Source organism: Vibrio sp. 14N.309.X.WAT.E.F5 (genome assembly GCF_030397615.1).
In the GTDB taxonomy this organism is placed as follows: domain Bacteria; phylum Pseudomonadota; class Gammaproteobacteria; order Enterobacterales; family Vibrionaceae; genus Vibrio; species Vibrio lentus.
This window is the reverse complement of the sequence record NZ_JAPNXR010000001.1, coordinates 1-23,612: the sequence shown is the minus strand read 5'-3', so window position 1 is coordinate 23,612 and position 23,612 is coordinate 1. Positions and strand designations below refer to the sequence as shown.

The 23,612-nt window shown below is 44.0% G+C and carries 23 protein-coding genes and 1 pseudogene; 10 read left to right on the top strand and 14 right to left on the bottom strand.

Annotated elements, in window-relative coordinates; genetic code table 11:
* The first annotated feature begins 14 nt into the window (after positions 1–14).
* Positions 15–755 carry a DUF2927 domain-containing protein gene (locus OW495_RS00120; protein WP_102514246.1) on the top strand — a complete coding sequence of 247 codons (741 nt, stop codon included), beginning with the start codon at positions 15–17 and terminating at the stop codon, positions 753–755.
* A gap of 187 nt (positions 756–942) precedes the next feature.
* Here OW495_RS00120 and OW495_RS00115 read toward each other — a convergent pair whose 3' ends face one another.
* Both OW495_RS00115 and OW495_RS00110 read right to left on the bottom strand, forming a co-directional pair.
* Positions 943–1,332, bottom strand: a complete 390-nt coding sequence (locus OW495_RS00115; RefSeq protein ID WP_004734596.1) for a DUF2750 domain-containing protein — start codon at positions 1,330–1,332, stop codon at positions 943–945.
* Between the two features lie 140 nt (positions 1,333–1,472).
* On the bottom strand, positions 1,473–2,378 hold the full coding sequence (locus OW495_RS00110; protein WP_102327746.1) for a manganese-dependent inorganic pyrophosphatase: 906 nt from the start codon (positions 2,376–2,378) through the stop codon (positions 1,473–1,475).
* A 201-nt stretch (positions 2,379–2,579) separates the two neighbouring features.
* On the opposite strand from OW495_RS00110, the gene OW495_RS00105 reads away from it, so the two are divergent.
* Positions 2,580–3,800, top strand: coding sequence for a putative manganese transporter (locus OW495_RS00105; protein WP_102560878.1), 1,221 nt, complete (start codon positions 2,580–2,582; stop codon positions 3,798–3,800).
* Positions 3,801–4,170: 370 nt separating this feature from the next.
* Here the strand turns inward: OW495_RS00105 and torA are convergent, their stop codons facing one another.
* Genes torA through torE form a run of 3 tightly spaced genes read right to left on the bottom strand, consistent with a single transcriptional unit; the run spans position 4,171 to position 8,071 of the window.
* Positions 4,171–6,633, bottom strand: coding sequence for a trimethylamine-N-oxide reductase TorA (torA, locus tag OW495_RS00100; RefSeq protein WP_099166376.1), 2,463 nt, complete (start codon positions 6,631–6,633; stop codon positions 4,171–4,173).
* A gap of 24 nt (positions 6,634–6,657) precedes the next feature.
* Positions 6,658–7,836 (bottom strand): pentaheme c-type cytochrome TorC, encoded by a 1,179-nt coding sequence (torC, locus tag OW495_RS00095; protein WP_102352624.1) that lies wholly within the window; start codon positions 7,834–7,836, stop codon positions 6,658–6,660.
* A gap of 52 nt (positions 7,837–7,888) precedes the next feature.
* A complete protein-coding gene (gene torE / locus OW495_RS00090) occupies positions 7,889–8,071 on the bottom strand; it encodes a trimethylamine N-oxide reductase system protein TorE (RefSeq protein ID WP_017093170.1) in 183 nt (60 codons plus the stop codon).
* A gap of 438 nt (positions 8,072–8,509) precedes the next feature.
* Here torE and OW495_RS00085 point away from each other — a divergent pair, with 438 nt between their 5' ends.
* Complete coding sequence (locus OW495_RS00085; RefSeq protein WP_017108401.1) at positions 8,510–9,304, top strand: ABC transporter permease; 795 nt, start codon at positions 8,510–8,512, stop codon at positions 9,302–9,304.
* Positions 9,305–9,603: 299 nt separating this feature from the next.
* Here OW495_RS00085 and focA read toward each other — a convergent pair whose 3' ends face one another.
* Both focA and OW495_RS00075 read right to left on the bottom strand, forming a co-directional pair.
* Positions 9,604–10,446, bottom strand: a complete 843-nt coding sequence (gene focA / locus OW495_RS00080) for a formate transporter FocA (RefSeq protein ID WP_017108402.1) — start codon at positions 10,444–10,446, stop codon at positions 9,604–9,606.
* A gap of 350 nt (positions 10,447–10,796) precedes the next feature.
* Positions 10,797–12,101: an ATPase gene (locus OW495_RS00075; protein ID WP_289884355.1), complete on the bottom strand. Its 1,305-nt coding sequence runs from the start codon at positions 12,099–12,101 to the stop codon at positions 10,797–10,799.
* A 261-nt stretch (positions 12,102–12,362) separates the two neighbouring features.
* Here OW495_RS00075 and OW495_RS00070 point away from each other — a divergent pair, with 261 nt between their 5' ends.
* The 3 genes from OW495_RS00070 to OW495_RS00060 all read left to right on the top strand — a co-directional run bounded on the left by OW495_RS00070 (position 12,363) and on the right by OW495_RS00060 (position 14,247).
* Positions 12,363–12,593 carry a TIGR02647 family protein gene (locus OW495_RS00070; RefSeq protein WP_004734587.1) on the top strand — a complete coding sequence of 77 codons (231 nt, stop codon included), beginning with the start codon at positions 12,363–12,365 and terminating at the stop codon, positions 12,591–12,593.
* A gap of 114 nt (positions 12,594–12,707) precedes the next feature.
* Entirely contained in the window at positions 12,708–13,562 is an 855-nt protein-coding gene (locus OW495_RS00065; RefSeq protein WP_289884354.1) for an NAD(P)H-binding protein, read from the top strand.
* On the top strand, positions 13,555–14,247 hold the full coding sequence (locus tag OW495_RS00060; RefSeq protein ID WP_289884353.1) for a YdcF family protein: 693 nt from the start codon (positions 13,555–13,557) through the stop codon (positions 14,245–14,247). Before OW495_RS00065 ends, OW495_RS00060 begins: the two co-directional genes overlap by 8 nt.
* Before the next feature lie 135 nt (positions 14,248–14,382).
* Here the strand turns inward: OW495_RS00060 and OW495_RS00055 are convergent, their stop codons facing one another.
* Together OW495_RS00055 and cysS are read right to left on the bottom strand one after the other, a co-directional pair.
* Positions 14,383–14,961, bottom strand: a complete 579-nt coding sequence (locus OW495_RS00055; RefSeq protein WP_004734584.1) for a thymidine kinase — start codon at positions 14,959–14,961, stop codon at positions 14,383–14,385.
* Between the two features lie 101 nt (positions 14,962–15,062).
* The gene (gene cysS, locus OW495_RS00050) at positions 15,063–16,448 is read right to left on the bottom strand and encodes a cysteine--tRNA ligase (protein ID WP_102512797.1); all 1,386 of its coding nucleotides are present in this window, start codon (positions 16,446–16,448) and stop codon (positions 15,063–15,065) included.
* 191 nt (positions 16,449–16,639) lie between these two features.
* Between cysS and OW495_RS00045 the strand changes: the two genes are divergently transcribed.
* The 4 genes from OW495_RS00045 (at position 16,640) to OW495_RS00030 (ending at position 20,189) form a co-directional block, all read left to right on the top strand.
* On the top strand, positions 16,640–17,134 hold the full coding sequence (locus tag OW495_RS00045; protein ID WP_004734582.1) for a peptidylprolyl isomerase: 495 nt from the start codon (positions 16,640–16,642) through the stop codon (positions 17,132–17,134).
* A 349-nt stretch (positions 17,135–17,483) separates the two neighbouring features.
* Complete coding sequence (gene lpxH, locus OW495_RS00040) at positions 17,484–18,230, top strand: UDP-2,3-diacylglucosamine diphosphatase (protein ID WP_102512796.1); 747 nt, start codon at positions 17,484–17,486, stop codon at positions 18,228–18,230.
* A 111-nt stretch (positions 18,231–18,341) separates the two neighbouring features.
* Positions 18,342–19,559 carry an EAL domain-containing protein gene (locus OW495_RS00035; RefSeq protein WP_017109913.1) on the top strand — a complete coding sequence of 406 codons (1,218 nt, stop codon included), beginning with the start codon at positions 18,342–18,344 and terminating at the stop codon, positions 19,557–19,559.
* Between the two features lie 117 nt (positions 19,560–19,676).
* On the top strand, positions 19,677–20,189 hold the full coding sequence (locus OW495_RS00030) for a YchJ family protein (protein ID WP_102512795.1): 513 nt from the start codon (positions 19,677–19,679) through the stop codon (positions 20,187–20,189).
* Positions 20,190–20,389: 200 nt separating this feature from the next.
* Here OW495_RS00030 and hisIE read toward each other — a convergent pair whose 3' ends face one another.
* From hisIE to OW495_RS00005, 5 genes and pseudogenes are all read right to left on the bottom strand, one after another.
* On the bottom strand, positions 20,390–21,040 hold the full coding sequence (gene hisIE / locus OW495_RS00025) for a bifunctional phosphoribosyl-AMP cyclohydrolase/phosphoribosyl-ATP diphosphatase HisIE (protein ID WP_017109915.1): 651 nt from the start codon (positions 21,038–21,040) through the stop codon (positions 20,390–20,392).
* Entirely contained in the window at positions 21,037–21,810 is a 774-nt protein-coding gene (gene hisF, locus OW495_RS00020; RefSeq protein WP_102512794.1) for an imidazole glycerol phosphate synthase subunit HisF, read from the bottom strand. The genes hisIE and hisF overlap by 4 nt, the downstream gene beginning before the upstream one ends.
* Positions 21,792–22,529, bottom strand: coding sequence for a 1-(5-phosphoribosyl)-5-[(5-phosphoribosylamino)methylideneamino]imidazole-4-carboxamide isomerase (gene hisA / locus OW495_RS00015; RefSeq protein WP_076671376.1), 738 nt, complete (start codon positions 22,527–22,529; stop codon positions 21,792–21,794). Before hisA ends, hisF begins: the two co-directional genes overlap by 19 nt.
* A gap of 43 nt (positions 22,530–22,572) precedes the next feature.
* Positions 22,573–23,187, bottom strand: a complete 615-nt coding sequence (gene hisH, locus OW495_RS00010; protein ID WP_008223538.1) for an imidazole glycerol phosphate synthase subunit HisH — start codon at positions 23,185–23,187, stop codon at positions 22,573–22,575.
* Positions 23,188–23,211: 24 nt separating this feature from the next.
* Positions 23,212–23,612: pseudogene (locus tag OW495_RS00005) on the bottom strand (bifunctional histidinol-phosphatase/imidazoleglycerol-phosphate dehydratase); the annotation flags it as partial.

Sequence of the window (23,612 nt, the reverse complement as noted above, 5' to 3'; positions counted from 1 at the left end):
TTCCCTTATTAACAATGCTTTCTTTCAACGTTGCCAGCACTCCACTCACTTGGCTTGATAAAACGTTTGTCGAAAATGCCTTTTATGATGTCGCGTTACGCCACGAATACGCTCAAGGCAACAAGCCCCTCGCCAAGTGGAAACAACCTATTAAAATATGGATCGATCACCGAGTCGGAGACGAAGAGCTTCATCAAGAACTCACCGAATTGCACATCCAGCACCTATCACAAGTCACGCAACATCCGATTAAAATCGTCACTCGAGAATCGGATGCAAACGTTAAATGGATATACACAAGGCAGAGTCAGTGGATAGCTGAAGCCAAAACTGTACTCAAACTGAAATCGACACAGCATCTAAACAGCGCCATCTGTACAGCAGGCTATCGAACTAATTCCAAAGGGGAGATTGTATATGCTGGGATTGTGATCCCAGTGGATCAAGCGAGAGCAAGAGGAAAGCTGGTCGCCTGTATTGTTGAAGAGATCACACAGGTACTTGGGTTACCCAATGACTCAGACAAAGCCTACCCTTCTATCTTCAACGACTACACGCCTGAAGACTTATTATCGCCACTAGATGTGCTACTACTAAAGCTGTTGTATGAACCAGAATTGAAGGTTGGAATGACTGAAGCAGAAGCAAAACCCATTGTCCGAAAGATACTGAAGAGATACAGCGAAACAGATGTGCTTCAACAAGCGTCCACAGAAGCGCAGCAGGCACCTTTGTATCAACTTATTGGGTATTAACGAAATAATCGGGTATTGACGAAGTGATCGAGTGTTAACGGAATAACTGGTTACTAACGGAAGAATCGGTTACTAACGGATATCAGTTGAGTATTGCTTTGTTTTTTGGAAACAGTTTATAAGGGAAGAATAGAACCACAGCGTTGTCAAAGATAAGACAACGCTGGCTTACAATTTGACGAGAGAATTAGCGCTTAGCAGCCTGCTTCTTCAGTTCGAAATCGAATTCGTCAGGGAACAAGATAACGCCTTCTTCTTGCTCGTTCGGGAATACCACAACGGCAAGTTCATCGTCTTCTAGACCGTTCGTCCAGCGACTGTGCCACTTGTTTAAAGAGATAGACTCAGCTTTACACTCAGACCAATCACCCGTCGCCCACGATTCTGCGAACTCTTGGTTTGGCCATACTGGAACACAATCTTCGTCTTCGGTGTTCAGCATCACACAACCGTGCTCATCGGTTAAGATCCATACTTCACGGTTTGCTACGATTTCTTTCACACAGTATTTCAGGCGTTGCTCACCCGTATACTTATTAATTTCAGCGATTTTTTTATCGTCTAGCTGTGTAGTCATCTTAATTTCCTACGTTAGTCAGTAACTTTGTTCATTTTATGCTGAGTAGCATTAACTTCAAATATTTCTATTGAGAAGAAAGTCTACTTCAAAGAAAAACGCCTGCTAAATTAGCAGGCGTTTATAATTAAGCGACTTGGTTAAACAAGCTCGCCTTGAAGCCAAGGCCAACCTTGCTTCTTACGGCTCAATGTATTTTCCATCATCAATACACCGTCTTTCTCGAATTTAACCAGCTTATCAGCCCACTCACCTTTGTATAGAAGACGAGTTTGAGCTGTAGTGATATCTGTCAGCATTACTGCAGCGAACGCTAGACCATCTTTCTCACAACGCTCTTCAAGATCAGCTTCTAGCGCTTCGATCATGCCGTCTACTTGCTCAAGAGTAGCAAGCTCAACTTGACCAACAACAACATCACGACCGTTGAATGGGTAGCCTTTAAGGTCTTTTTCTACTAACTGTGCAGCAGATAGGCCTTCGATGTTTGTTTTAGCAATTAGAAGTGCTTTGATGAAAGCATCAACGTCTGTTACGCCAGCGATTTCAGCAAGCTCAGCAACAGCGTCTTTGTCTTTTTGAGTACATGTTGGAGAAGCAAAACCAACCGTGTCTGAAAGAATTGCAGACATCATCAATTTAGCGATCTGTTGAGAGATAGCGTGACCTTCAATCTTGAACATGTTGAAAAGTACAGTGTTTGTACAACCAACAGGCCAGATCCAAGCTTCCATAGGGTTAACTGTCATCACGTCACCTAGACGGTGGTGATCGACAATGCCTACGATCTCAGCTTCAGCAACATCGTCTGGTGCTTGTGCTAGATCTGAGTAGTCTACTAGCCAGATTTTCTCACCAGCAACAGAAGTACGAAGCTCTGGCTTTTCAGCACCAGCGACTTCTAGAATGTGTTGAGTTTCGCGGTTGATCTCGCCTTGGCGAATTGGTGTCGCTTCCTCGCCACGAGCTTTAAGAAGCTCCGTTGCAACTAACGCACTACAAATACTGTCACTATCAGGGTTTTTGTGACCAACAACTAAAATCATGTTTCTTCCTATTACACTAACAATTATGACTCTACCTTTAGAGCCTCTCTTTATTAGCCATACTTTACCTCATTTTTTTAGATTGGTCATGTTTCCTAGGTTTAGCCAATGGTAACAATAGATAAAAAAACAACAAATGCAATTGATAATTATTATCATTCGTATATATTTATCTTAAGCCACTAATTTTGAGTAACACCTATGGATCGACTAATCTCTTTTTTGCCAAGCAGTAGCGCTGCGAAAACAACTCAGTTTTCATTGTCTTTTAAGCGCTTGCTATTGCCGATTTCACTTGCAGCATTGGTTGCAGCCCCTGCTACACGAGAGCTGACGGTAACGACCTTGTCAGACGCATTCTGGGCTGTATCTTGTTATGTCGCTTTAACGTTAGCTATTTACCACTGGTTAAGCTTGTACATCAACAAAGACAACGTCTTCAATAAGCTCGTGCATCAGTCTCGCTCTAACCAAGTGGTGTTTGCTGCGCTGATGGGGGCATTGCCTGGTTGTGGCGGTGCGATCGTCGTTACAACACAATTTATTTCCGGGAAGCTGGGATTTGGAGCCGTCGTTGCTGTACTGGTCTCCACCATGGGTGACGCAGCCTTTTTGTTGATTGCGAGCGAACCTAAAACAGGCTTAGCCATGATGGCAATGGGCGTGATTGTGGGCACAGCGTCAGGTCGCATCATCAACCTATTTCACGCTGATGATTTCTTACGTCCGAAACAGTCAGAGAAAAATGAAGCGGCGCGCAGCTGCTCATCTCAATCTCAAGAGGAAGACAAAGAGGCCGTTTCTAAAAAGGCGATCAACCTACAGGGCTACTTATGGTCTGTCCTGATTATTCCGGGCGCTGCGGTTGCCCTACTTGGCTCTTTTCAAGTTGATGTCAACGAGTTGCTTGCGTTACCTGAAATGTCGATGGAGTGGACAGGAACGATCTTGTTGATTAGCTCGATGTTCCTATGGGGTCTGACTCGTGAAATTGAAGATTATAAATCGGCCGTCAGTGAAGATGAGAAGTGTGTAGGCTCTCACCCATTACAAAAAACGGCTCAAGATACTAACTTCGTGACAGCGTGGGTTGTGGTGGCCTTTCTGTTCTTTGAATTTGGTTCTGTGATAGCAAATGTGGATTTTGCGACGCTATTCTCAAGTTGGGGCATCATGCTCCCCCTGGCTGGCGTGTTGATGGGGCTATTACCAGGCTGTGGTCCTCAGCTGTTGGTGACCAGTCTTTATCTTTCAGGTGCACTGCCACTCTCGGCTCAAGTCGGTAATGCTATTTCAAATGATGGTGACGCGCTATTCCCTGCGATTGCAATGGCACCGAAAGCAGCGCTCGTCGCGACCTTGTACTCGAGTGTACCCGCTTTGATTTGTGCATACGGTTATTGGTTTATGTTCGAACTGTAGCTTTACGTTCAAAGCTTAGGTTTTTAATCGAGGCTTAGGTTTCTACCCAAGGCTCCGGTTTGTATCCAGGTTCAAGCTTAACTCCATAGGTTTCTACTAGGTCGGTACTTTGTATCGGCCTTTTTGTTTCCAGTAGCCTAATTGTTTTCAGTGACCTAAGCTTCTCACAAGAGATTCTTTTGACTCACCCTCTCGGCTCAATTGCTTCAATAGTAGTACGTTATAGTGCTTCTCAAAGACGCCTCCATAAGCTTCACCATAATGCGTAAGTAGAAATCCCAACACAGACACTAGAAAAACAAAAAGCCCCTGTAAGAATCCTTACAGGGGCTTTAATTCAAGCTTTAATCTTGGTTCTCAAGCACAAGTCTTAAGAAACTTCGATTGGACCACCGAATGACGTTACTGGAGGCAGTTTGCCTTGGAACTTCTCGAAGTTAACCAAACATGTGTTTGCTGACGTTGCTTGAGCAAGTTCAGACGTACCGATGTCTTGAGTTAGTGTGTTTGGATCGCCGTATGTATCTAGCGCGCCCACTTTCTCGTTGATCGGGCCGTACCAAGCACCTTCTTCGATACGAACAACACCAGGAGCATAGCTATCCATTAGAACAGCACCTGCTAGTAGTTGACCACGGTCATTGAACACACGTACTACATCGCCGTCTTTGATGCCTTTCTTCTTAGCATCCGTCGGGTTGATATAGATTGGCTCACGGCCTTGTACCGCGTAAGTCGCACGCCACTCTTCAGATTCACACATCTGAGAGTGAAGACGCTTGTCCGGGTGACAAGATTGTAGCCAGTACGGGTGTTTATCAGAGCCTGGACCACCGTGTGAACGTTCAGATTTCTCGAACCACATTGGGTGTTCTTGACAGTGCTCGTAACCCATATTGCCAACAGTACGGCTTGTGATTTCGATGAAACCAGAAGGCGTACCCAGTGCGTTGATCTCTGGGTCTTCACGGAATGAAGCGTGACGAGTCCATGGCTTACCTTTACCGAAGTCTAGGAAACCTTTCTCCCAGAACTCAGCAAACTCAGGCATTTCAATCGTGCCTTCATTCGAAGCGCGGCAATCGTCATACAGAGATTTAACCCACTGCATTTCATCCATACCACGCGTGTAATCGTCGTAACGACCCCAACGCTTAGTCAGGCTAGACATGATCTCGAAGTCAGTCTTAGACTGGAACAGAGGATCCACTAGCTTGTGCATTGCGATCAAACCACGACCAGAGTACGCACCGTAACCATCGATATCGTTACGTTCCCACTGAGTACAAGCTGGAAGAACAATATCAGAGTGACGACAAGTTGCAGTCCAAGCGAAATCAACAGCCACTACAGTTTGTAGGCTCTTGAATGCTTTACGCATCTTGTTGCGATCTTGGTGGTGATGCCACGGGTTGTTACCACTGAAGACCATCATCTTGATATCTGGCAGCGTCACAGTAGAACCGTTCGCTTTGATCTTCTTACCAGGTTCAAGCAGGCTATCTACCCAACGAGCAACTGGAATTACGCGGCTGTAACCGTTGTAATCTGTATTGGTGTACTTAGGTGATTGACCTTGGTCGATGTTCAGCGGGAAAGAACCCGGAGCAGCGAAACCAGTTGAAGATACACCGATACCAGAGTAGTGGTGACCGTAAGAGATACCGCCGCCAGGTAAACCAATTTGGCCAACCATTGCTGCGATAACTGCACACATCCAGTAAGGCTGCTCACCGTGTTGTTGACGTTGAATACTCCAACCAACAAGAATCTGTGTACGGCCGTTAACCAACATCTTAGCGAAATCACGGATAGAGTCCGCGCTTGCGCCACAGATAGCTGAAGCCCATTCTGGCGTCTTCTCAACTTTGTCTTTCGTTTCACCTTGAACGTACTTGATGAAATCTTCAAAACCTAGACAGTAAGTTTCGATGAACTTCTTGTCGTATAGGCCTTCGTTGTAAAGAACATGAGCAACACCCAACATGAACGCCACATCAGTTTGTGGGTTGATGTACATCTGCTCGTTTTCTAAGTAACGACCTGTTTTGTTCTTCACAGGGTCAACAGAAACAACGTTGATCTCTTTCTTAGCAACTTTTTCTTTCAGCTGTTCTAGGTATGCGAATGATTCGTGAGTCTCACACGTCCAACCTACTTGCAGGTTCTTAACTGGATCGTTACCCCAAAGAACAATGTTGTCACTGTTTTCTAGGATAAGTTCCCAAGATGTACCTTGAGCATATACTTCAGTAGAACCTAGCACGTAAGGCATGATCGTTTGACCAGCACCTGTTGAGTAGTCACCGATTTTCTTCACAGAGTAACCGTGAAGTGCCATTGCTCGTTGCATGTGGTTAGTACAGCTGTGGAACTGACCCGTTTGTCTCCAACCAGTTTGACCTGTGTGAAGCGCCCATGGACCGTAATCTTTCTGTACACGTTCTAGTTCGCGGTAAACAAGGTCTAATGCCTCATCCCAAGTCACACGAACAAAACGGTTGTTACCACGCGTGTCTGCGCTGTATTTGTGCTTCTTCAACCAATCTAGGCGAACCATAGGGTAACGCACACGTGATGGGCTGTAGATAATACCCTTGATACCTTTCAACATCTCAGTTGGATGCTGATCGATTTCTAGAGGCTTAATTTCTTGTACTTTACCCGCATAAACGCGAGCTCGGAATGCACCCCAGTGAGAACCAGAGACTTTCCACGTACCATCAGTTTCTGCAGCTGAAGCCGATGCCGACGCCAATAAGCTAGGACCGATAACCGATGCCGCACTTGTTGTAGCGACACCTTTCAGAAAACTTCTTCTTGTAATTGCCATTGTGTTACTCCAATTGACGTCTTATTAGTGGCCTTCAGAAAAATCTGATGAGTGCTTCTGTAGATACTTAAGAACAAGTGCTTCTGTATCTGTATCGAAGTTCACGAATGCGATCATACCATCTAGCATGCCTACCCAACCGTTAGCGCTGAAGTGGCCTTCATCTGGTTGTGAGTGACAAGTAGAACAGTTTGACTGGTAAGCCTGACCTGCTGCGTTCCAAATTGGATCGAAGTTATCAACCATAGACTCTTTCTTCATCCAAAGTGCTAGGTCAACTTTTTCCCATGGAAGGCCCGTTAGCTCATCTTCTTTCTTCTCGCCAACAGTGATCACGTCACTTTGAGAGACTTCTTTCGTCAAGATTGCAGTCGAGATGTTCATACCGAAGTCTTCTTGGATTACACGTCCGAAGCCTTTCGCTTTACGCCAACCGTCGATTTGAATCTTGATCATGTCGCCTTTTTCGTCGATAACCGCAACTTTACTTGCAGGGCTTAATAGACCCGCTTCAACTGTTGCTGTCTCATCCGTGTACATTGGAAGATGACGAATAGAGATCACGTCAGAACCATTTGCATAAGATGTGTTGCTTGCTACATTTTCTAGCTCGCCAACAATACCGCTCGCTGATGCCATATCTAATGGAAGGTTGTGAGCAATACCTTTATGACAGTCAACACAGCTTTGATCACGCTCTGCCGCGTTCTTCATCTGGATACGCGCTGTTGGGCGCATGTTTTCGAAATCCATTGAATCGTAGTTGTGGCAGTTCTTACACTCTAGAGATTTGTTCGAAGAGAAACGATCCCATTCGTGTTTAGCCAGTTCGATACGACGAGCTTCAAATTTCTCAGGTGTGTCTAGGTCACCAAATACTTGAGCGAATACTTCTTTAGATGCTTGCATCTTACGAGCAATTTTTGCTGTCCATTCATGTGGAACGTGACAGTCAGGACAAGTTGCGCGTACACCAGATGTATTTTTCCAGTGAACCGTTTCTTGTAGTTCTACGTAAACATTGTCACGCATGGTGTGACAGCTTACACAGAACTCTTCTGTATTCGTGTGTTCTAACGCAGTGTTAAAACCACCCCAGAAAATAACACCGGCGATAAAGCCACCCATGGTAAGTACACCAAGACTGATGTGTACTGCTGGGCGAGTCATTGTGCGCCATAATTTAACTAAAAATGATTTCATGTTTAGCTCTCTTAAAAATTAGTTCTAATAAAAATGTGATAGCAAGAGGGCATTACATGCCGCCGTGTGCACCTGGAGGACCTAATACAAACACTTGCAGTGCCCAAACTAGAAAGCCGTAGCCTCCTACAAAAGCCACACTTAATATTGGAAAGAGAACCACCGCAATGAAGAGGAATGACTTCCACTCCAACGAGCGTTTTTCGCCAGTTTCAATTTTCTTAACATCACTCATACATTTTGCCTATTTTGTATTTAGTAATTTCGAGTAACCCATTCTAAGGGGCTAAAGTTCTTGAGTATCTAACGATGAATTTTAGACCATACACAAAGTAGGGTTCAATCAAATCTCCCGTTATAACCCTTGCTAATCAATACTTTTTTGAGCTCATCCAAAGTTGTTTTTAGTTAAACAAAGTTATTAAAAAGTATTAACAAATGTGAAGAATTAAGTATATTTCACAAATGTTAAAAGCCAACATTTGCGCAACTATATTGTAACTAATTTTAACGTTTTACCTACTAAGTAGTAGCCAAAAAACCCTCAAACAACCATTATTTTGTACTTTGAATGTTAAATAATTGAGCCTTTTTTGAGTTCGACAGGTATGAAGCTGAAATGCATCATTTGGCACTTTCAGATATGATGGAGACCTACTTAAAAGGAAGCATTATGCAAGACGTTATTGATATATCTTGGTGGCAATTGCTGTTATTTAGCTCACTTCTCATACTGCCCATCGCCATTAACCACAAACTAAAGCTCGGCTTAGGTAAAGAGGCCTCTATTAGTATTTCTCGTATGGTGGTACAGCTATTCTTGGTCGGTCTTTATCTCGAATACCTTTTTACTTTGAATAGCTTATGGATCAATTTATTGTGGTTATTCGCTATGATTGTAGTGGGTGCAAGTTCGATTGTTGAAAAATCAAAGCTCCCGAAACAACTACTATTAGCACCTGTAGCGTTCAGCCTTGCGGTTACCTGTGTACCCATCGTCTTATTTATTTGTTTCTTTATTATCAAGCCGACCCCACTCTTCAACGCACAGTACTTAATTCCTATTGCGGGGATGCTGTTGGGTAATAGCTTGAGCAGCAATATAGTGGCTCTACAGAACTTGTTCGGTGCTTTTGAAACCCAGAAGTCAGAGTACGAAGCGGCTATCGCTTTAGGCGCTTCTCCAACCTACGCAGCTGCACCTTTTGTACGTAATGCGATACAGAAGGCGATGTCTCCTATCATGGCTTCTATGGCGACCACTGGCTTAGTCACACTTCCAGGGATGATGACAGGTCAAATTCTAGGGGGAGCTTCACCAATGATTGCGATTAAGTATCAACTGATGATCATGTTGGCTATTTTCGTGATGATGAGCAGTTCATTGGCGCTCGCACTTCACCTTTCTTTGAAGACATCTCTGACGAAAGAAGGTCGAGTCCTCGCCCGAATTAAGCCCACAGACTAACCTCTTTCTTCCTTTACGATCTGGTTACACACTGACTTTGAGACAGGTTATCCACAGAAACTGTGGATAACCAAAACAGTATTGATCCTTTTTTAGTCACTTTGACTCGACTAAGGATCATTTACATTGATCCTTACTTAATTTCAAAGGCCTATGTTGCCCTACTCGATCCTGCTATTGAGTGTTTTAATGATTATTTAAAAGAGAAACTAAAAGGTTTTCCACAATAAAAAACGGCCTGCAATGCAGACCGTCTTTTAATCGTAATCATTCAAATCGATACGATGACCGAATCATGGTTAATCTCGTAGATAAATCAACCAATACCACATGCCGACAAAGATACCGCCGCCAATGATGTTGCCTAAAGTCACAGGCAATAGGTTGTTCGTTAAGAAATCCATCATGTTTAGGTCAATATAGTCGGCAGGGTTAGCACCTGTCATTGTCCAAAACTCAGCAGGAGCAAATGTTTTAATGCCGATAGCGAGTGGTACTTGGAACATGTTCGCAATACAGTGCTCAAAACCCGACGATACAAACATCGCTACAGGTAAGATCATAACCGTAATTTTATCCGTTAAGGTACGCCCACTGAATGTCATCCACACCGCAATACACACCAACACGTTACACATGATGCCAAGCGCAATCGCTTGAATAAAGTCATGATGCATTTTGTGCTGAGAGATAGCCATAGCATTGAGCCCGACTTGGCCATTGTCAAACATGTATTGTTTAGTCGCGAGCATGCATGCCACTAGCAATAAAGCGCCAATAAGGTTGCCCACATAAACCGTCGCCCAGTTTTTAAACAAGGTCACCCAAGTGATCTTGCCGCTCGCTCTCGCCACTAACGTTAAAACAGAGCTGGTAAACAACTCGCCGCCAGTAACCACCACAAGGATCAAGCCTAAGCTAAATGCCAAACCACCGAGTACGCGAGTAATGCCCCACGGTAAATCACCAGCACCTGTCGTCACGATGGTGTAAAACACGAACGCAATGCCGATATGTATGCCCGCTGAAATAGCGAGAAGAAAGGATTTGATTGGATCTTTTGTTGCTTTACCTACGCCAATATCTGCAGCGCGCTCAGCCATTTGTGGCGGTAATAATGAGTCAAATTGGTTTAGATTCATAATTTACATTTTGAAACATGTCGTTGGGGAGCGCGATAATCCTCTCTTTCATTTCTGAATTCAAGAGCTATTTCGCGCTCAAATAACCTTCAACAATCGAGAAAACACCAAACCTATAATGATATTGAAAATTCATACGACTTTAGTAGTAAAAACAAAACCCTGATGAATGAAAACTTATCAACAATAAAAACAACACATCTATAAATATCAACAAGTTACGTTAAGTAAAAGGAATGACGTACACTATCCAGATCCTTTCATCTCTAGATTTTGATATAGATCAACAGAACGTAAAAAAGCGCCCTGAGGCGCTTTTAAGTCAATCACAAATAAAGAAATTAGTTATGCTAAACCGAAGGTTCAATCACTTGTTCTGATGATTGCTCTAAAGCGGCATCTTCAAGGTTGGACTCAACGTTAGTCGGTGTCACGTCGGAGTGACTTTCGGTAGCAACTTTACCACCTAAGCTTTTCAAACTGTCCACCAGCTCTTCCAAGCTTTTTATGTGTGCATCACTCTTAGTAACCTGCTCATCCAAAAACTCGTTATGTTTGTTTGTCTCAGCAAGCTGTTGGGCTTGTTTCTGATTTTCGAGTTCTAAATCGGCAAGTTGTTCTGAAAGTGCTTCAACCTCAGACTTCAGTTGCGTGGTCATATCAGAGCTTTTAAGCGCTTTAATACTCTCTACGATTTTTTGAGCTTGAAGACGCAACACCACATCACGGTAGTCTTGATCATTCAGGATCTGAGAAATACTCAGAAACTGGTTCTCAGCATTCAATACCGATTGCTCAAATCGATCACCCTTCACGTTAGCAAGCAACTTAACTTCATGCGCAACACTTCTCACATGATTCAATTCGAATTCAGCAGCTCTAACGGCGTCTTCGATAATCGATTTTTCACGAGGACTTGCCTTAACTTGATTTTCCGCCAATGCGATTTGAGAACTTGCTTTAGCAAAGGTAAGCGGCACAACATCATCAAAGTCTTCATCTTCTAAGAACTCTAATTCGTTCTTTAGCGGTTCAATGTATTTCTTATGGGCGACTTTGACTTCTAATGAGCGAGCATGGTTAAGAAACTCAACCTGCGCTTCCTGAGCATCTTCAAGCTCATCAACCAATACGTATTCAAATAACTCACTGTATTCAGCGTAAAGCCTCTTATAGTTCGACGCGAACATCGTATCGGCACCCAAATATTTCAGATAATCCATCTGAACAATCGAATCCGCTAGTACTCTATCAGCCTTTTTCTTTAACACTAGAATCGAATCATAGTTTGATTTAACCAAAGCGATTTTTTCATCAAAAGCTTCAGCGTACGTTAGGCTCGAAAAAATTGAATAGCTTTTCGTTAGACGAGTTTCGTCTTTCAGTAAATCGGCATAAATGCTTTCAGCATCATCCCAAGCATCTAATAGTTCATTGTAATTTTCTGGCGCATAAAGAGACAATTGAACATGGCTTTCAAGCTTACTTTCCCATTCGAGATGAACACTTTGCACAGAATCAAACGTGCGGGCATTTGATGAAGACTCACTGCCATTCGTGCTTTGGTTCGCTTCTGTCTGTTCAGAGGGAGTGCTCTGACACCCTGCAATTGCAAATAGCATACTGATCATTAATGCTACTTTGTTGGCTCTCACTGATGCATTTCCTTTTTTTAAACAATATTTGCTCGATGCATTATATTTCTAGTCTCACAATATATTACAACCACTTAGCAATAAACATCATTCATTAATGAAGCGTGTGAAATTCGCCCAATTAAACAAAAAACAACCGCTCATGCGCTGATTAATCATTCAATTTGGTATCACTTATCAATTCTCTTTATTTGCTATTGCCTGAGTTGTGAATGCGCACTAAGGTGAAGGTAGAGAACGTTATGAATATATAGGTTAATTATGAAGTACAACGCTGAAAACATTGCTGATTTAAACCTCCTTCTTCAATTTGATGTAAGTAGCGCAGCTACTGGAATTAAAGTTCATCAAGAGGCAGCTCAAGAAACTCAAGACGCTGTTAAGCGCCTATTCGAAAAGAACCTTTGTACTCAGCCAGACGGCGGTTACCTAACAGATGAAGGTATACAGATGGCAGAGCGCGCAGACAAACTACTTCGCGTACTAAACTAAAGCTCCATTGTTCTAGTAAAAACTCCACTTGCCTCGGCCGTGGAGTTTTTTCATTTTTGGGCAAAGGTTTGTTAGGCTTGTTGTAAATTCGTCATTTGCAGTTGTGAGGAACACATGGCTTCTATATTTATTGTTGGTGCAGGCTGGGTTGGAGCGCCCTTATCGGAACATCTCGTCAAACATGATAACCAAGTCGTCGTGACGAAGACCACCCAAGAAGGCGCTGACGCTATTGGCAACGAACGCATTCCTTGTGAAGTATTCAGTTTTGATGCAATACAACCTGAACGCTCTATTGGCCAACTCTACTCACTCCTATTGGAAAACAATACTGAGATAGTTATTGGTAGCTTTCCTCCCGGCTTTAGAAAAGGCGCTGGTGTCGAGTACGCCGACTATTGGCAACAACTGACCAGTGCTTGCCAGAAGGCTAACGTGAAAAAGCTCATTATGGTCAGTTCGACGACGGTATACCCAACCAAGCCCGGAGTTCTGTACGAGCAAGACGCCTCACTCACTCTTTCTACCTCAGAAAACGAGCAAGCATCCGCATTTTCGGACAATGCACGCGTGATGCTGAAGGCTGAACAACTGGTGATGGATTCCGGCATTGATTACACCATTCTTCGTTTCAGTGGGTTAATCGGCCCTAGCCGTCACCCATCTCGATTCGCAAGCAAGCTAAAGCAGGTCAGCTCTCAAGCACCAGCCAACATGCTTCACCTTGATGATGCGATTGGTGCGGTCGATTTCGCCATCAATCAACTGCACAATGAAGTCGTAAATGTCACCACACCAAATACAGTAAGCAAGGCGGAGTTCTACGCAGCAGCATTAAAAAGCGCCAATAGCAGCGAGCCACTCCCTCCTATTGTCGACACCCCAGACAAGCTGATCTCTTCTAAAAAGATCCTCGGTTTAGGTTACTCGTTTAAATTCGATTCCACATTGGACGCTCTTTATGACTAAGCAATCCATAGCTAACCAATCCATAGCTAAGCAAGCCGTAACAAAGAACTCAAAGGGTAAGCTATATCACTCGATCGACACCCTTTGGAACTTCATGTCGATGGATCATGACATCACGCCTTCAGATTGTATATTTGTGTTGTGCAGTAACGACACTCGCGTTGCTGAATACGCAGCTGAGCTCTATCACCAAGGTGTGGCTCCTTATATCGTATTTTCTGGCGGTGTGGGACGCTTTACTGAAGGCAGTTTTGAACGCTCAGAGGCTGAAACATTCGCGGCTATCGCTCGAGATGCCGGCGTGCCTGACTCCGACATTATCGTTGAGAAGCACGCAACCAATACTGGGGAGAACGTACGATTCACCCACAAATTGCTGACTGAGCGTGGACTATCACCGAAACGCCTGACATTAGTACAAAAACCCTTTATGGAGAAACGTACTTACGCCACGTTTTCTAAACAGTGGCCTGACGAAGTTACCGAGATTCAAGTCACTTCACAATGGCAAGACTGGGTTGATTACTTTAACGAAGAGTTACCACTAGACATGGTGTTGGGTGCTCTCATTGCTGATTTCGAACGAATCAAGTCTTATCCAGCGCAAGGATTTCAGATTGAGATGCCGATTCCTGATGACGTTGATCATGCCTACCAAGCATTGAAGAAGCTGGGTTTCGAATAAAACTTTAAGTCACGCAATACACTTTTTCAGAAAACAAAAACGGTGGCACTTGGCCACCGTTTCTTATTCTTAGCTATTCCTTGAGCTTGTTGATTTCAGCTTTATTCACTTAAGAAAAACCAACCAAAGAGCCGCTTATTTACCTAACGCTTCTTTGTAGTGCAAACGGCAAGCTGAAACATATTGGTCATTACCACCAATAGCCACTTGGTCACCTTCAGCAATCGCAACACCGTGTTCATCAGTACGAATCACCATATTCGCTTTACGACCACAGTGACAAATCGTTTTTAGCTCAACCAGTTTGTCAGCCCAAGATAATAAATAACGGCTACCTTCAAACAGTTCACCCAAGAAGTCAGTGCGCAAACCGTAACAAAGTACAGGGATGTGCAGCTTATCAACCACTTCTGTTAGTTGGTAAACCTGCTCTTTCGATAAGAACTGACACTCATCGATCAAAACACAATGACGCTTTTCTTCTTCATTGAGTTTTTGTATCGCGTCAAACATATTGGTGTCGTTTTTAAACAGTTGAGCTTCAGATTGAAGACCAATTCGCGAGCTAACTTTACCGATACCATAGCGATCATCTAGCGCTGCAGTAAAGATCACTGGCGTCATGCCACGCTCTTGGTAGTTAAATGAAGATTGAAGAAGCGTTGTCGATTTACCCGCATTCATTGCCGAGTAATAAAAATACATCTGAGCCACAGAAATATTCCTGTTATTTAAAAGTTGAAGATAAAAGCAAAGGTGAAATTAAAGAATTTTTGCTAGAAAAAAGGGCTGAAAATCAGCCCTTTTTATAAGATTTACTTACGACGCCAAGTCGTGCCTTCTGGGCCATCTTCCAGAACAATGCCCAACTCGTTTAGCTTATCACGTGCAAGGTCGGCGTTAGCCCAATCCTTCGAAGCGCGAGAGTCATTACGTAGCTTAATTAGGCCTTCGATTTCTGCTACTTCGTCATCATTACCAGCAGTATCACCTTTAAGGAAAGCTTCAGGGTCTTGATGAAGAATACCGATGATGTCGGCAAGTTCACGCATCAATGCACCTAGAGCACTTGCTTTTTCAATGCTTTCAGTCTTAATGCGGTTGATTTCACGAGCCATTTCAAACAGCACTGAATAAGCTTCAGGTGTGTTGAAATCATCGTTCATTGCCGTAGAGAAACGAGTTACATACTCTTGACCACCAGCAGGAGCTGCGGTTAGGTCTAGGCCACGAAGTGATGTGTATAAACGTTCAAGCGATGCACGTGCTTGGTTTAGGTTATCTTCGCTGTAGTTCAGCTGGCTACGGTAGTGACCAGACATTAGGAAGTAACGTACTGTTTCTGCGTCGTAATGCTGAAGTACGTCACGGATAGTGAAGAAGTTACCCAGTGATTTAGACATCTTTTCTCTGTCTACCATCACCATGCCGCTGTGCATCCAAGTATTCACATATTGAGTACCGTGTGCGCAGCAAGATTGTGCAATTTCGTTCTCGTGATGTGGGAACTGTAGATCTGAACCACCACCGTGGATATCGAAATGGTTACCAAGGATAGACGAGTTCATTGCTGAACATTCAATGTGCCAACCTGGACGACCTGGACCCCATGGAGATTCCCACGTAGGTTCACCTGGCTTAGACATCTTCCAAAGAACGAAATCTAACGGGCTGCGTTTTGCAGAATCAATATCAACACGAGCACCAGCTTGAAGCTGATCAAGGTCTTGCTTAGAAAGCTTACCGTATTCGTCGAATTTCTTAACTTCAAACATCACGTCGCCGTTGCTTGCAACGTAAGCAAAGCCACGGTCAATCAGCTTTTGAACCAGTTCAATGATTTCAGTGATGAATTCAGTTGCACGAGGTTCAACATCTGGACGCTTCATGTTCAATGCATCGAAGTCTGCGTGCATTTCACCAATCAAACGCTCAGTCAGAGAATCACAAGATTCGCCGTTTTCGTTAGCACGCTTGATGATTTTGTCATCGATATCTGTGATGTTACGAACGAAGTTCAAATCGTAACCAAGGTAACGAAGGTAGCGAGTTACTACGTCGAAAGAAACGAACGTACGGCCATGACCAATGTGACAGAGATCGTAAATGGTTACCCCACAGACATACATGCCGACTTTGCCAGCTGTAATTGGTTTGAATTCCTCTTTCTGTCTTGTGAGTGTGTTATAAATTTTTAGCATGATCTCTATCTATATTTGTGTATTAATCAAAATAAGAGGGCAAGTATATCAATTCATGCGTTATTAGGTAATCCCCCAAAGCAGTAATTACCTCAAACAACCAAGTTAAGTTAATGATTTGGTGATTTGAAAGTCCGCCAACATGCGCTAGAATTCGAACTTCATATTAAAAAGACAGTAAGGTAACAATCATGATCATCCTTCACACAAATTTTGGTGACATCAAAGTTCAACTTAACGAAGAAAAAGCACCAGAAACAAGCGCAAACTTCCTACAGTATTGCCGTGACGGTTTTTACGACAACACGCTATTCCACCGTGTTATCGATGGTTTCATGGTTCAAGGCGGCGGCATGACTTCTGGCCTTAAAGAAAAAACAACTCGTGCGACTATCAAGAACGAAGCGAACAACGGCCTAGCGAACAAAGTGGGTACACTAGCAATGGCTCGTACTATGGAACCGCATTCAGCGAGCTCTCAGTTCTTCATCAACGTTAACGACAACTCTTTCCTAAACTTCCGTAGCGAAAGCCTAGACGGTTGGGGCTACTGTGTATTCGCAGAAGTAGTTGAAGGCATGGACATCGTAAACAAGATCAAAGGTGTTAGCACTGGTTCTATGGGTATGCACCAAGATGTACCTCTAGAAGAAGTGATCATCACTGGTACTACAATCGAAGCTTAATCACTTGCTTTCGATTAGGGCGTATTGACCTTTTGAGCTGATTTTTGCAGCGAGTTGCTGGGGATTTATACAAGGCAGAGGCTTTGATGTGTAGCTAGCCTACATAAGAAGCCGATAACGCAGTAGAAATACCAGCAAACGCTGCCCAAAGGGTTCGGCTAAAAGCGTTTTACTCTTTGTTGAGGGAAATTTGCTTAGAATGACTAGGCTTCCTACCCCTCGCCTCGATTAAATCGCTTTTATCTCGAACAAAATTTAACCGCCAAAGGTCAACACGACCTAGTATTAATAATTGATGAGCCTATAAAATCAGGATATAGGGAGCGAATCGCTCCCTTTTTTTAGACCTATGAAAACATATTTTATATCAGACCTGCACCTTGCTCCGTCACGACAAGACATCACCGACTGCTTCCTCACTTTCATGAAGAACGAAGCGGTAGAAGCGGATGCACTCTATGTATTAGGTGACCTTTTCGAATTCTGGATTGGTGACGACGACAAAAGTGAGTTTGCGACCTCTATTCGCCAAGCGTTTATTGATTTGGTGAAAACTGGCGTGCCTTGCTACTTCACACAAGGTAACCGTGACTTCCTAGTCGGTAAGAAATTTGCCAAACAAACGGGCGTGCAACTTCTTGACGAAGTATCAACGATCGATATCTACGGACAAAAAGCGGTCGTACTGCATGGTGATACCCTATGTACCGAAGATGTAAAATATCTCGCCTTCCGCGAAAAAGTGCATCAACCATGGCTGCAATGGGTCTTCAACAGAATTCCATTTTTCATCAAGAAGAAAATTGTCTCTAAGGTTCAATCTGATATCAAAGATGACAAGCAAACTAAATCTCTCGACATCATGGATGTGACACAACAAGAAGTCGAAGATGTGATGGCGCGAAACAACGTCGATCTGATGATTCACGGCCATACTCATCGCCCTGACATTCACACTTTCAATGCTAATAATTGCACTAAAACCCGTATCGTATTGGGCGATTGGTATACTCAAGGTTCAGTGCTGGTGTTCACTCCGCAAAGTTTTGAACTACAGAATCGAGAGTTTAGCAATAGCTTTCAACATCCGTCTTAAACTTTCACTTTGATTATTATTGTCGGTCAGACTTTCTTTGATTGTGTATGGTAATTTCCACTGAATTAGCTATTATCTCTCTATCAGAACTAAACCGAACACAGTACCAAGTTGAAATATTCATACGTAGCGCGTCAACCAATACTCGATACAGACAAAAAAACCATAGGTTACGAGTTGCTATTCAGGGACGGTCCTAAGAACACTTTCCCTGAAGTAGAGCCGGAGCTCGCTACTAGCCGTTTGCTTTCCGACCACTTTTTATCAACTCACTATAATACGTTGGGTGATAAGCTGGGGTTCGTTAACTTTCCTTATACAAGTCTGATTAACTTGGTCCCGACGCTGTTTCCAAAAGAAAGCCTCGTTGTTGAGGTTCTTGAAGACTGCGAACCAACCGACGAACTACTTGAAGCAATCAAAGCCATCTATGATGCGGGGTATACCATCGCATTGGACGACTTTGTGCCAAGCAAAGCGTGGAAGCGCTTCTTACCGTACGTTTCAATTATCAAGTTTGATATCCGTTTGATCTCAATTGCGAAAGCTTCGATGTTCATGAACTCTCTCAAAGGGTTAGACATTAAGTTCCTCGCTGAAAAAGTCGAGACTTACGACGAATATCAAGAAGCAAACCAAGCAGGCTTCACCTACTTCCAAGGTTACTTCTTCAGTAAGCCGGAAATGATCCAAACTCGTGCTCTCAACCCTGCGTTTTTGACGATTGTTCAGCTGTTGAAAGAGATCGCTAACGACCCTATCGACTTCGGTGAAGTTGAACGTCTGATCACATTAGACGTCACGCTGTCTTACAAGTTACTTGCCTATGTGAACTCTGCAGGCGGCTCAGCAACAACCATTCGTTCGTTTCGCCAAGCGCTAATCTTCCTTGGCGAACAAAAACTACGCAAGTTCGTTTCACTTGTGGCGATTGCATCCGCGAAAGAAGACAAGCCAGATTCACTCTATGGTTTAGCGGTATTACGTGCACGTGAGTGTGAACTATTAGTCGAGAAGATGAATGTGAAAGTTGAACCCGGACAAGCCTTTTTGACCGGTATGTTCTCCCTACTCGATTCTCTGTTTGACCAACCGTTGAAGCAAGTACTGGATTCAGTGCCAATTGATGAAGAGATTAAGCAAGCTCTGATACAACGCAAAGGCGTATTAGGTGCAATCTTGGCGATGGTTATCGCTTATGAACAAGCTCGATGGGATGAAGCAACGCGCATTCGTAAACTACTCAAACTAAGCGAAGCAGAGCTCGGGCAAGCTTATGACGAAGCGACGACTTGGGCTCAAGAGCTGTTATCACCGTCGTTGAAATAGTCCACTCACATAAGCGTACCAATGGAAACTAAGCTTTGGCGAGCAATCGTTTCTTGGTAAACTCCAACGCATTCATTTATGGCCTCTTAATAGAGGCCATTTTTACAGGATTTGACTATGTCTTCATGCCCATGCGGTAGCAAAAATACTTACCAACAATGCTGTGAATCAGCACACCTTAACCACAGTGCCGTTGAAACACCCGAGCAATTGATGCGCTCACGTTATTCTGCACATGTACTTGGTTTAGTGGATTATGTGGTTGCTACTTATCATCCAAGCTGCAATGCAGAAGCGCAGAGAGAAGGTATTGCCGAATCTATCGATAGTGATTGGGCAGGACTAGAAGTCATTGATACTGCGGCAGGCTCGCACCAAGACGAAGGCTTTGTTGAGTTTAAAGCTTACTTCAATGAAGAAGGCGCACAATACTGCATGCAAGAACGCTCTCGCTTTATACGTGAAGAAGGTCTTTGGTACTACATTGATGGTACCTTCCCAGAGCAGGAAGAAACTACACAACCAGAAATTGACCCACGCTTAAATCAAACCGTTGAGAGCTTTAAAATCGGCCGTAATGATCCGTGTATTTGTGGCAGTGGTAAGAAATACAAGAAGTGCTGCGGGTAAGTCAAACAATTAGGATGTTTGACTAAGTAAAGAGATTCCTAAAGTCGCTTAGACTCCTCGGAATGACGTAAAGTCAGAGGTGAGAAAGTAGCGTAGGGCTTAGAAAGCTTGAAAATTAAACAATTAAAAAGCCCCGTAAACATGGTTGTTTACGGGGCTTTTTTCTGTCTTTTGCGTGGTTCGATTAATCCAAAGAGAGCTTACTTATGACGCTCTTTTAGCTTGTTCACCACATCGTTCATCGATAAGCCTTGGTCTTGAAGAAGAACCATCAAGTGGTAAATCAAATCTGCTGATTCGCATACTAACTCCGCCTTATCGCCCGACGTCGCCGCAAGCGCGACTTCAACGCCTTCTTCGCCCACTTTTTGCGAAATACGCTTGGTGCCACGGGCATATAGGCTGGCAGTATAAGAAGATTCAGGATCGGCGTCCTTGCGGGCAGCCAGTAGCTGCTCAAGCTGATGAAGCCACACCATCTGAGACTCTTCTTGCTTGTCTCCATCCCAGCACGTTGTTGTACCAGTGTGGCATGTTGGGCCAATGGGATTAACTTTAACCAGTAAGGTGTCGCTGTCACAGTCCAAGGCAATGTTTTGCAGTTGCAATACGTTGCCCGACGTTTCACCTTTCGTCCAAAGACGCTCTTTGGTGCGAGAGAAAAACGTCACTTGGCCAGTCTCGCCTGTTTTCTCGAGTGCTGCAGGGTTCATGTATCCCATCATCAGCACTTGGCTTGACTGGTAATCTTGAACAATAGCTGGCACTAAGCCACCCACTTTTTCCCAATCAATACGCTCTGACAATGCGCCTACTTCTGTTTTTGATAAGCTTACGGGTTCAAAACTCATAGTCGCACCTCTACATCTTGTTGTTTTAAATACTGTTTAAGTTCACCAATATTGATGACTTGTTTGTGGAATACCGAAGCCGCAAGTGCTCCATCCACGTTGGTCTTTTTATAAGCTTCAGCAAAGTGCTCCATCGCACCTGCGCCACCAGAAGCAATCAATGGAACGTTACATACTGAGCGAACCATGTTGAGTTGCTCGATGTCGTAACCATTACGAACGCCATCTTGGTTCATCATGTTTAACACAATCTCACCTGCACCACGCTTCTGTACTTCTTGCACCCAATCTTTGGTTTCCCATTTGGTCGCTTTAGTACGCGCCTCATCGCCAGTGAATTGGTAAACCTGATATTTACCGGTTTCTTTATCGAAGTATGAATCGATGCCGACAACGATACACTGCACGCCGAACTTATCAGCAAGGTCAGTGATCAATTGTGGATTAGCCAGTGCCGGTGAATTGATTGATACTTTATCCGCACCAAACTCAAGAATGCGCGCTGCATCTTCTGCTGATTTAATACCACCAGCTACACAGAAAGGGATATCAATTACTTTTGCTACGCGTTTTACCCAGCTCTTATCAACCACACGGCCATCACTTGATGCGGTGATGTCATAAAATACGAGTTCATCAGCGCCCTCTTCCGCATAACGTTGCGCTAGCGGAACGATGTCACCAATAATTTCGTGGTTACGGAACTGAACGCCCTTAACCACCTGTCCGTCACGGACATCCAAACAAGGGATTATTCGCTTTGCCAACATGCAAATGCCTCCTCTGCGGTAAACTTACCATCAAGTAGCGCACGACCCACAATCACACCAGCAACACCGCTGCCTTTAAGCGCTTCGATATCAGCTAGGCTGCCAATGCCGCCCGATGATTGGAATTGTACTTGTGGGTACTGCTTACAAAGATCAACGTAAAGCTCTACGTTTGATCCTGCTAGCGTGCCATCACGTGAAATATCGGTACACAGAACGTGTTTAAGGCCAACCGTGAGGTAGTCTTCAATCAGCGCTTCAATAGTCACGCCAGAATCTTCTTGCCAACCTGAAATCGCGACTTTACGTGTGCCGCTTTCGTCAATATTGATGTCCAGAGCCAGCACGATTTTTTCCGCACCGTACTTCTCCATCCAACCTTTAACCAAATCAGGTTGCTTAACTGCCGTAGAACCAACCACAACGCGCTGCGCGCCAGCTTCTAGCAGATCAACGACATCTTGTTCGTTACGCACACCACCACCGATTTGGATGTTTGCAGGCGTGCTAGCAAGTAGCTTAGCGATCAAGTCTAACTGACGAGCGGTTGTGTCTTTTGCGCCGGTTAAATCAACAAGGTGAAGCCAACCTGCGCCAGCTTGGTGATACAGGTTGAACTGCTCTGCTGGGTCTACTTTGTATTCTGTTACTTGCCCGTAGTCCCCTTGGAATAAGCGAACTACTTGGCCTTCAATTAAATCTAACGCGGGAATAATCATTTACATTCCTTATAGGGCAACGTTAGCCGCTGCCAAATCCTTATTACAATTCCAAGAAGTTCTGAATCAGCTTAGAGCCAGCTTTTGACGAACGCTCCGGGTGGAACTGAACACCATAATAGTTGCCACTTTGCACCGCTGCTGTGAACGGATTACCGTAATCACATTGTGCGATAGTGTAATCACCCACCGGCATTGCGAAGCTATGTACAAAGTAGAAGTACTCGCCTTCTTCAATGTCTTTGAATAAAGGGTGGTTAGGTGTCGCGGTAACTGTGTTCCAGCCCATGTGTGGTAAAGGCAAGTCGCCCGTTTCAAGTAAACGAACTTCACCATCACACAAACCTAGGCATTCAACTAACTCGTCAGCCTTTTGGCCTTTCTCTTGAGACAATTTGCCTAACAGCTGCATACCTAAACAAATACCTAGCAGAGGCTTCTCTACTTGCTTCACAAGAGAAACAAGGTCGCGCTCTTGCAAGTTCTTCATTGCCTCACTTGCTGTGCCTACACCCGGTAGGAATAGCTTGTCAGCTGCAAGAACCACTTCTGGCTCTTTTGAAATCTCAACCGCATAACCCAGACGTTCAATCGCAAATTTCACCGATGAAACGTTGGCACAACCGGTATCAATGATGACTACTTTCTGATCTTTCATTGTCTTTCCTTGCTAACGTTAGCCTTACAGGACGCCTTTGCTGCTTGGTAACTCGTTACCTTCAACTTTGATTGCTTGGCGAAGAGTACGGCCAAACGCTTTAAACAAGCTCTCAATGATGTGGTGATCATTATTGCCAGCAGAAGAAAGGTGTAGCGTACAAGCCAGTGTGTCGGTTAGAGAACGGAAGAAGTGAACCACCATCTCAGTCGAAAGATCACCCACTTGTTCACGGCTGAACTTAGCATCGAACTTCAGATATGGGCGACCAGAAAGATCAAGCGCACACTGAGCTAAACACTCATCCATTGGCAAGCTGAAACCAAAACGGCCAATGCCACGTTTGTCTCCTAGCGCATCTTTCAGTGCTTGGCCTAGTGCAAGCGCCGTGTCTTCTACTGTGTGGTGATCATCAATGTGTAGAT

What these genes read in the sequence shown, in the direction of transcription:
- OW495_RS00085 (WP_017108401.1), top strand. Translation starts at nt 8,510, where the DNA reads ATGCAAGACGTTATTGATATATCTTGGTGGCAATTGCTGTTATTTAGC.
- OW495_RS00070 (WP_004734587.1), top strand. Translation starts at nt 12,363, where the DNA reads ATGAAGTACAACGCTGAAAACATTGCTGATTTAAACCTCCTTCTTCAA.
- OW495_RS00030 (WP_102512795.1), top strand. Translation starts at nt 19,677, where the DNA reads ATGTCTTCATGCCCATGCGGTAGCAAAAATACTTACCAACAATGCTGT.
- focA (WP_017108402.1), bottom strand. Translation starts at nt 10,446, where the DNA reads ATGAATCTAAACCAATTTGACTCATTATTACCGCCACAAATGGCTGAG.
- OW495_RS00045 (WP_004734582.1), top strand. Translation starts at nt 16,640, where the DNA reads ATGATCATCCTTCACACAAATTTTGGTGACATCAAAGTTCAACTTAAC.
- OW495_RS00065 (WP_289884354.1), top strand. Translation starts at nt 12,708, where the DNA reads ATGGCTTCTATATTTATTGTTGGTGCAGGCTGGGTTGGAGCGCCCTTA.
- OW495_RS00105 (WP_102560878.1), top strand. Translation starts at nt 2,580, where the DNA reads ATGGATCGACTAATCTCTTTTTTGCCAAGCAGTAGCGCTGCGAAAACA.
- OW495_RS00115 (WP_004734596.1), bottom strand. Translation starts at nt 1,332, where the DNA reads ATGACTACACAGCTAGACGATAAAAAAATCGCTGAAATTAATAAGTAT.
- torE (WP_017093170.1), bottom strand. Translation starts at nt 8,071, where the DNA reads ATGAGTGATGTTAAGAAAATTGAAACTGGCGAAAAACGCTCGTTGGAG.
- torC (WP_102352624.1), bottom strand. Translation starts at nt 7,836, where the DNA reads ATGAAATCATTTTTAGTTAAATTATGGCGCACAATGACTCGCCCAGCA.
- lpxH (WP_102512796.1), top strand. Translation starts at nt 17,484, where the DNA reads ATGAAAACATATTTTATATCAGACCTGCACCTTGCTCCGTCACGACAA.
- hisIE (WP_017109915.1), bottom strand. Translation starts at nt 21,040, where the DNA reads ATGAGTTTTGAACCCGTAAGCTTATCAAAAACAGAAGTAGGCGCATTG.
- cysS (WP_102512797.1), bottom strand. Translation starts at nt 16,448, where the DNA reads ATGCTAAAAATTTATAACACACTCACAAGACAGAAAGAGGAATTCAAA.
- hisF (WP_102512794.1), bottom strand. Translation starts at nt 21,810, where the DNA reads ATGTTGGCAAAGCGAATAATCCCTTGTTTGGATGTCCGTGACGGACAG.
- OW495_RS00060 (WP_289884353.1), top strand. Translation starts at nt 13,555, where the DNA reads ATGACTAAGCAATCCATAGCTAACCAATCCATAGCTAAGCAAGCCGTA.
- OW495_RS00120 (WP_102514246.1), top strand. Translation starts at nt 15, where the DNA reads ATGCTTTCTTTCAACGTTGCCAGCACTCCACTCACTTGGCTTGATAAA.
- torA (WP_099166376.1), bottom strand. Translation starts at nt 6,633, where the DNA reads ATGGCAATTACAAGAAGAAGTTTTCTGAAAGGTGTCGCTACAACAAGT.
- hisH (WP_008223538.1), bottom strand. Translation starts at nt 23,187, where the DNA reads ATGAAAGATCAGAAAGTAGTCATCATTGATACCGGTTGTGCCAACGTT.
- hisA (WP_076671376.1), bottom strand. Translation starts at nt 22,529, where the DNA reads ATGATTATTCCCGCGTTAGATTTAATTGAAGGCCAAGTAGTTCGCTTA.
- OW495_RS00110 (WP_102327746.1), bottom strand. Translation starts at nt 2,378, where the DNA reads ATGATTTTAGTTGTTGGTCACAAAAACCCTGATAGTGACAGTATTTGT.